Source organism: Mycobacterium sp., from assembly GCF_049673265.1.
Classification (GTDB): domain Bacteria; phylum Actinomycetota; class Actinomycetes; order Mycobacteriales; family Mycobacteriaceae; genus Mycobacterium.
On sequence record NZ_JBATXN010000271.1, the window covers coordinates 1 to 6,213 of the forward strand.

Genomic DNA, 6,213 nt, shown 5'->3' on the forward strand with positions numbered 1-6,213 from the left:
GGTGGCCGGGCAACAGGCCTAGCAGACTCGGGCCGAGAGCGATCCCCGCGACAATTTCGCCGATCACCGCGGGCTGGCGGAACCTGCGCGCCACCCACCCGAACACGCGCGCCAGCGCGACGATCACCGCGATGTCGAGCATGACATACGGGAAGACCGATATCACGGCCAACAGTGCACCATAATCAGCTTGACCGCCGCACCGGTTCCGCAACCGTCGGCACCCGACTAAGGACACCCCGATGCCCGCCGACACAGACTCCATCCCCGCCGCGATCGCCGACTACCGCATCCTGGGCGTGCTCGGCGAAGGCAACAACGGCCGGTTCTACCTCGCCGAACCACCCACGCGCCTTGGCCTTTCCACCGACCGGGTGGCCGTCAAGGTGTTCACGGCCCCGGTCAGCACGGATGCCTATCGGCGCGGCGTGCGTGAGTTGCGCGCCTTCGCGGCGGTGCCCTCCCCGAGGCTGGTGCGCATCTACGACGTCGTGCTGGAAGACAAATTCTTCTACGCGATGGAGTACTTCCCGATCGGCTCGCTCGCCTCGCCGACGCGCCCTTTGTCACGACCAGAGATCCTGCGCGCGCTCGAGCACGCCGCGCGAGCCGTCCACGAGCTACACGAGCACGGGTTGGTGCACGCCGACATCAAGCCCCACAACGTGATGCTTACCGCCGACGGCGCCAAGCTGTCGGATCTGGGACTCGCCAGGGTGCTCAACTCTGCGGCGACGGTGACAAGTTTCGCACCGGAAACCTCCGTCGAATTCCTCGACCCCTCCCTGCTGCAGGGCAAAATCCCTTCCCGCGCAACGGATATCTGGTCTCTAGGCGCAACGATCAACCGGGCCCTCTCGACGGAGGGCCTGTATGGCGATCTGCCGGTGGGTCAGCCCATGCTAGCCATCCGCGCGGTGATGTCGGCAAATCCGCGGATATCGGACAAGCTGACCGTCGCCGAAAACGAACTGGTCCAGCGCTGCCTGGCCCCAGTTGAAACGCGTCCGGCGACCGCCGCCGAGGTCAGCGACGCGCTGGCCGCCCTGCGGTAGCAGCTGACGGCGATTTTCTCGGCTATTCGGCGGAGGCGTCAAAAACCACCTCTGCCCTGCGCAAATCGGTTCGCGGCATCAGTGCGGGCGGAGGGATTTGAACCCTCACGCTCTTTCGAGCACCGGCACCTAAAGCCGGCATGTCTGCCGTTCCATCACGCCCGCATGCCCAGCGATCGTACCGTTCCGCCTAGCCGACAGATGAGCCTGCACAGCAGGCGTCGGAGTACCTTCTAGGGGTGTCCACTACACGTCGTCGGAGACCCGCGCTGATTGCGCTGGTGATTCTCGCGGCCGGCGGTTGCCTGGCCTTGGGCTGGTGGCAGTGGACGAGGTTTCAGTCAACTTCCGGCACCTTCCAGAATCTCGGCTATGCGATGCAGTGGCCACTGTTCGCCGGTTTCTGTGTGTACGCCTACCGCAAATTCGTCCGCTACGAGGAGGCTCCGCCGGAGCCGTTCAAGGACCGCGCGATGACCGAGGTTCCGGACGGCCTGCTGCCCGAGCGGCCCAAACCCGCACAGCACAAGGCTGATGATCCCGCGCTACAGCAATACAACGCGTATCTCGCCGAATTGGCCAAGGCGGACAACGAGATACCTCAAAAACAGAACAGGACCACCGCATGACTACACCCGAAAAGCAGCGTCCGGCAGGTGCTGCCACCGCCGAGCGGATCCGGCCAGCGCTGCTGCGCTACCGCGTGATGGCATGGGTGACCGGTGTGTGGCTCCTCGTTCTGTGCGGTGAACTCGTTTCCCATTACGCGTTCCACCACCCGGTGCTGTGGATTACGCAGGTACACGGACTCTTCTACATCATCTACGTGCTGGTTGCGTTCGATCTCGCGATCAAGGTTCGGTGGCCGGCCCCCAAGATAATCGGTGTGCTATTAGCCGGAACAATTCCGCTGGTCGGAATCATCGTCGAGCACTTTCAGACCCGAAACATCAAGGCGCAATTCGACTTATGAGTCTGCCAGCGCTCGCAGCGCCGGCAACAATAACGCAAGCGCCCGACCGCGATGCGATATCGCGTCCTTTTCTTCCGAATTCAGTTGCGCCGCAGTACAGTCCGCACCGTCCGGAATGAATACCGGGTCGTAGCCGAAGCCCGCGTCGCCCCGCGGCTCTCGCGCGATCGCACCGGGCCATTCGCCGCGGACGACAACTTCGTCTGACCCCGACACCAGTGCGCATGCCGACACGAATGCGGCGCCACGTCGCTCATCGGGCACATCACGTAGCTGCGCCAACAGCAGCGCGGTATTACCGGCGTCGTCGCCGTGCATACCCGACCATCGCGCCGACAGCACGCCGGGCATCCCGTTGAGCGCGAGCACCTCCAAGCCGGAGTCGTCGGCGACGGTCGGCAGCCTCGTCGCCGCGAACCCGTCGCGCGCCTTGGCCAACGCGTTGTCCTCAAAGGTCGCACCGGTTTCCGGCGCCTCGTCGAACGGTGGCACGTCGTCGAGTGACACCAACGTCAGCCCGGTCAGCGCGGCCGCATCCAGCACGCGGCGCAGCTCGGCCAGTTTCTTGCGGTTGCGGCTGGCGACCAATAAACGCGTCAGCTTCCGAACGCCTTCTCACGCGTGGGCCCTTCGGGCAGCACACCTGGGTACGGCAAAGCCAACGCCTCACGTTGCGCCACAAAGAGCTTCTCGCAGGCCCCTTGTGCGGCGTCGAGCATCTTGTCGAGCGTCGACCGCGGGAACGTTGCGCCCTCACCGGTGCCCTGGACCTCGACCAACGTTCCGGTGTCGGTGGCGACGACGTTCATATCGACCTCAGCGCGGGCGTCTTCCTCGTACGGCAAGTCCACTCGCACCCGGCCGTCGACCACACCAACGCTGACCGCCGCGATCGCACAGGACAGCGGCCGCGGATCGGACAGCTTGCCGGCCGCCGACAGGTAGGTCACCGCATCGGCTAGCGCGACATACGCGCCCGTGATCGCCGCGGTCCGAGTACCGCCGTCGGCCTGCAACACGTCGCAGTCGATCGCAATGGTGTTCTCCCCCAACGCCGCAAGGTCGATGCAGGCACGCAGCGACCTGCCGACCAACCGGCTGATCTCTTGCGTGCGGCCAGACAGGCGGCCCTTCACCGATTCGCGATCACTGCGGGTGTGAGTGGCCGACGGCAACATCGCGTATTCGGCGGTGACCCATCCCAAGCCGGATCCTTTGCGCCACCGGGGCACGCCCTCGGTGGCGCTTGCCGTGCACATGACTTTGGTCTGACCGAATTCGATCACCACCGAACCTGCCGGGTGCGAAGTGAATCCGCGGGTGATGACAACTGGCCGAAGCTCGTCGTCAAGGCGGCCGTCTTCTCGTTTGGACACGCCGCCAACCCTAGCGCGACGTCAGGACCGACCGACGTTGAACGTCTCGCCGCAGACCACGGCATGCACCGGGCCGTTGAATTCGGCCTTCGCCTCGCTGATCACGTCCTCACGGGAGGTCCACGGCGGGATGTGGGTGAGCAACAGCTCGCCAACCCCGGCCGCGGTCGCGATCCGCCCGGCCTCGGTGCCCGACAGGTGCAGGTCGGGTGGACGGTCGGGCGAATGCGTCCAGGACGCCTCACAGAGGAAGACGTCGGCGTTGCGGGCCAACTCGATGACGGTGTCGCAATAGCCGGTGTCACCGCTGTATACGAACGACGCCCCAGCGCCGTTGGTGATGCGCAGGCCAAACGACTCGGTCGGATGACTGACCACCCGGGGCAAGACGGTGACCGCGCCCACTTGCACGGGTTCACCGTCGACCCAATGCCGGATATCGAAAATATCGGAGAAATCGTCGATCTCGCCGCCGTAGGGCGATGACGCCGCGCCGAGCCGCGACCAGGTATCGCTCGGGCCGTACATCAACGCCTTGCCGGCCGGGGACGACGGGTGATAGCGGCGCCAGACAAACAATCCCGGTAGGTCAAGACAGTGATCGGCGTGCAGATGCGACAACAACACGTGCACCGACCCCGGGTCGGCATGCCGCTGCAACGCTCCGAGCACACCTCCGCCGAAGTCGATGACTAGCGGAGGGGTGTCCGCCGCCCTTAGCAGATATCCCGATGCTGGCGAGTCCGGGCCGACGACGCTCCCGGAGCAGCCCAGCACGGTGATTCGCACTTCACTACTGTGCCATGCCCAGCACCATGTTGGCGAAAACATCCCCGCTTTCGTCGGGGAGGAACTCAGGTAGGCGTCGCGACGTGACGGTGGACGGGGTGGACGCCGGTGATCGCCGGTCCCAAAAACCGCGCCGCGAGGGTGAGGAACGCCTCGGGGTCGCCGGTGGCCTCGAAAAGCCGACCCGGCGCGGGCGGCCCGGGGGAATCGGGGTGCGGGTGCAGTAGGTCGAGTTGGGTGAGTACCCGAAGCAGCTCCTTCGCTGTCTCCTCGGCACTGGAGACCAGCGTGACCGACTCGCCCATCACCAGCTGTATCAGTCCGGATAACAGCGGATAGTGCGTACAGCCCAGCACCAGGGTGTCGACGTCGGCGCGCTGCAGCGGCTCGAGATAACCCTCGGCCAATCCGAGCACCTGGCGGCCACTGGTGATGCCACGCTCGACGAAATCGACGAACCGCGGGCAGGCCACCGAGGTGATCTCGGTGTCGCGGGCGGCGGCGAACGCATCCTGATAGGCGCCCGACGCGACGGTGGCCTGGGTGCCGATCACGCCGATGCGGCCGTTGTGAGTTGCGGCGACGGCACGTCGTACTGCGGGCAGGATCACCTCGACGACCGGCACGTCATAGCGTTCCCGCGCGTCATGCAAGCAGGCCGAGGATGCCGAATTGCACGCGATCACCAGCGCCTTGACGCCGCGGTCGACGAGGTCGTCACCGATGGCCAGCGCATGCCGGCGAATCTCGGGAATCGTCAACGGCCCGTAGGGACCATTGCCGGTATCGCCGACGTAGATGATGTCCTCGTCGGGCAGCTGATCGATGATCGCGCGCGCCACGGTCAACCCGCCGACACCGGAGTCGAACACCCCGATGGGCGCTAATGCATCACTCATGCCGGCACACGGCGATGTAGTCGCGCCTTACGTTCCGGACTGGACAACAGGTATGCGGCCAGCACGCCGGCGATGCCCCCGCAGAGATGCCCCTGCCAGGACACCCCGCCGCACACGTTGAGCACCGGAACCGCCCCCCACAGCACACCGCCGTAGAGAACCAGCACCACTATCCCGATCACGATCTGCCAGGCGGAGCGGGTGAAGAAGCCGAACACCAGCAAGAAGGTCAGCCAGCCGAAGATCAGCCCCGATGCGCCGATGTGATCACTCTCGAGGCCGCAGGACGATCCCCAGTTGCCGATCAGCCAGGTGCCGAAGCCTCCGACGATCCACACGATCGCCGTCGCCCACAGGAACCGGGACAACCCGGCCAGCGTAACGAGGAAGCCCAGCACCAGCGCCGGCCCGGTGTTGGCCGCGAGGTGGCCCCAGTTCGCATGCAGCAGTGGAGCGAACAAAATGCCCCATAGGCCGTCGGCCTCTCGCGGCCGGATGCCGTTGAGATCCCACCGGTGCCCATCGAGCTGGTCGAACAGCTCGATGACATACAGCAGCGCCACAAAGCTCACGATGGTGGCTCCGCCGACCACCCAAACGGAGCGCTTCTTCGGTTGTTGCGCCGGCGTGTTCGCGGGGCTGGTCATGCCCATAGCATGTCACCGATCGCCTTCGGCACGCTGAAACGCTCCGGGGAGCAGGTCCCGGTAGGTCGGTATTCCGGCCACCGACTCCGCGGCGATCACACCGACCAGCACCGCGCGGGCCAGGCAGTCGGCCGCCGCGGCGCCCACGGCGGTGACCAGCGCCGTCTCCGGCGAGAACGCGGCCGGCGTATCGGCCGGCGGTGCCACCTCGATGGCGCCGGTGGCCAGGGCGAACACCATGTCGCCGTCCACCGGGGTGTGCGCCGGCCGGATGCTTCGGGCGAGCCCGTCGTGCGCGGTGCTGGCCACCTGCCGGCAGGCGGCCGGGCTCAGCGCAGCATCGGTAGCGACCACCGCGACCGCGGTATTCAGCGAGCTCAGCGGTGATTCGAGCTCCGCGAGTGCAGCGATCTGTTCATCGGGCGGCGCGGCAAGACCCAATTCGTCGGCCAAGTAGCTCAGCCACGGTAGGCC

At 66.0% G+C, this 6,213-nt stretch carries 9 protein-coding genes and 1 tRNA gene; 3 read left to right on the plus strand and 7 right to left on the minus strand.

The annotated features are described in order from the left end of the window. Positions 1–242 precede the first annotated feature (242 nt). Positions 243–1,055, plus strand: coding sequence for a serine/threonine-protein kinase (locus WBF82_RS09480; RefSeq protein ID WP_424382791.1), 813 nt, complete (start codon positions 243–245; stop codon positions 1,053–1,055). An 82-nt stretch (positions 1,056–1,137) separates the two neighbouring features. Here the strand turns inward: WBF82_RS09480 and WBF82_RS09485 are convergent. Further along, positions 1,138–1,220: transfer RNA gene (locus WBF82_RS09485), tRNA-Leu, on the minus strand. Between the two features lie 74 nt (positions 1,221–1,294). Between WBF82_RS09485 and WBF82_RS09490 the strand changes: the two genes are divergently transcribed. Both WBF82_RS09490 and WBF82_RS09495 read left to right on the plus strand, forming a co-directional pair. After that, complete coding sequence (locus WBF82_RS09490; protein WP_424382792.1) at positions 1,295–1,684, plus strand: hypothetical protein; 390 nt, start codon at positions 1,295–1,297, stop codon at positions 1,682–1,684. Continuing rightward, a complete protein-coding gene (locus tag WBF82_RS09495) occupies positions 1,681–2,028 on the plus strand; it encodes a DUF3817 domain-containing protein (protein ID WP_424382793.1) in 348 nt (115 codons plus the stop codon). Before WBF82_RS09490 ends, WBF82_RS09495 begins: the two co-directional genes overlap by 4 nt. On the opposite strand, the gene rdgB is transcribed toward WBF82_RS09495, so the two are convergent. The 6 genes from rdgB to WBF82_RS09525 form a co-directional block, all read right to left on the minus strand. Continuing rightward, positions 2,023–2,628, minus strand: a complete 606-nt coding sequence (gene rdgB / locus WBF82_RS09500; protein WP_424382799.1) for an RdgB/HAM1 family non-canonical purine NTP pyrophosphatase — start codon at positions 2,626–2,628, stop codon at positions 2,023–2,025. The two genes, WBF82_RS09495 and rdgB, sit on opposite strands and share 6 nt — an antisense overlap. Continuing rightward, entirely contained in the window at positions 2,625–3,404 is a 780-nt protein-coding gene (gene rph / locus WBF82_RS09505) for a ribonuclease PH (protein ID WP_424382794.1), read from the minus strand. The genes rdgB and rph overlap by 4 nt, the downstream gene beginning before the upstream one ends. Positions 3,405–3,425: 21 nt before the next feature. Continuing rightward, complete coding sequence (locus tag WBF82_RS09510) at positions 3,426–4,235, minus strand: cyclic nucleotide-degrading phosphodiesterase (protein ID WP_424382795.1); 810 nt, start codon at positions 4,233–4,235, stop codon at positions 3,426–3,428. Positions 4,236–4,258: 23 nt separating this feature from the next. After that, positions 4,259–5,092, minus strand: a complete 834-nt coding sequence (gene murI, locus WBF82_RS09515; RefSeq protein WP_424382796.1) for a glutamate racemase — start codon at positions 5,090–5,092, stop codon at positions 4,259–4,261. Beyond that, a complete protein-coding gene (locus WBF82_RS09520) occupies positions 5,089–5,739 on the minus strand; it encodes a rhomboid family intramembrane serine protease (RefSeq protein ID WP_424382797.1) in 651 nt (216 codons plus the stop codon). The genes murI and WBF82_RS09520 overlap by 4 nt, the downstream gene beginning before the upstream one ends. 12 nt (positions 5,740–5,751) lie before the next feature. Next, on the minus strand, positions 5,752–6,213 hold a 462-nt coding region (locus WBF82_RS09525), incomplete at its 5' end, for a P1 family peptidase (protein ID WP_424382798.1).

Excerpts from the sequence above, each read along its gene's own strand:
- WBF82_RS09480 (WP_424382791.1), top strand. The coding sequence starts at position 243 with ATGCCCGCCGACACAGACTCCATCCCCGCCGCGATCGCCGACTACCGC.
- murI (WP_424382796.1), bottom strand. The coding sequence starts at position 5,092 with ATGAGTGATGCATTAGCGCCCATCGGGGTGTTCGACTCCGGTGTCGGC.
- WBF82_RS09520 (WP_424382797.1), bottom strand. The coding sequence starts at position 5,739 with ATGACCAGCCCCGCGAACACGCCGGCGCAACAACCGAAGAAGCGCTCC.
- WBF82_RS09495 (WP_424382793.1), top strand. The coding sequence starts at position 1,681 with ATGACTACACCCGAAAAGCAGCGTCCGGCAGGTGCTGCCACCGCCGAG.
- WBF82_RS09510 (WP_424382795.1), bottom strand. The coding sequence starts at position 4,235 with ATGTTTTCGCCAACATGGTGCTGGGCATGGCACAGTAGTGAAGTGCGA.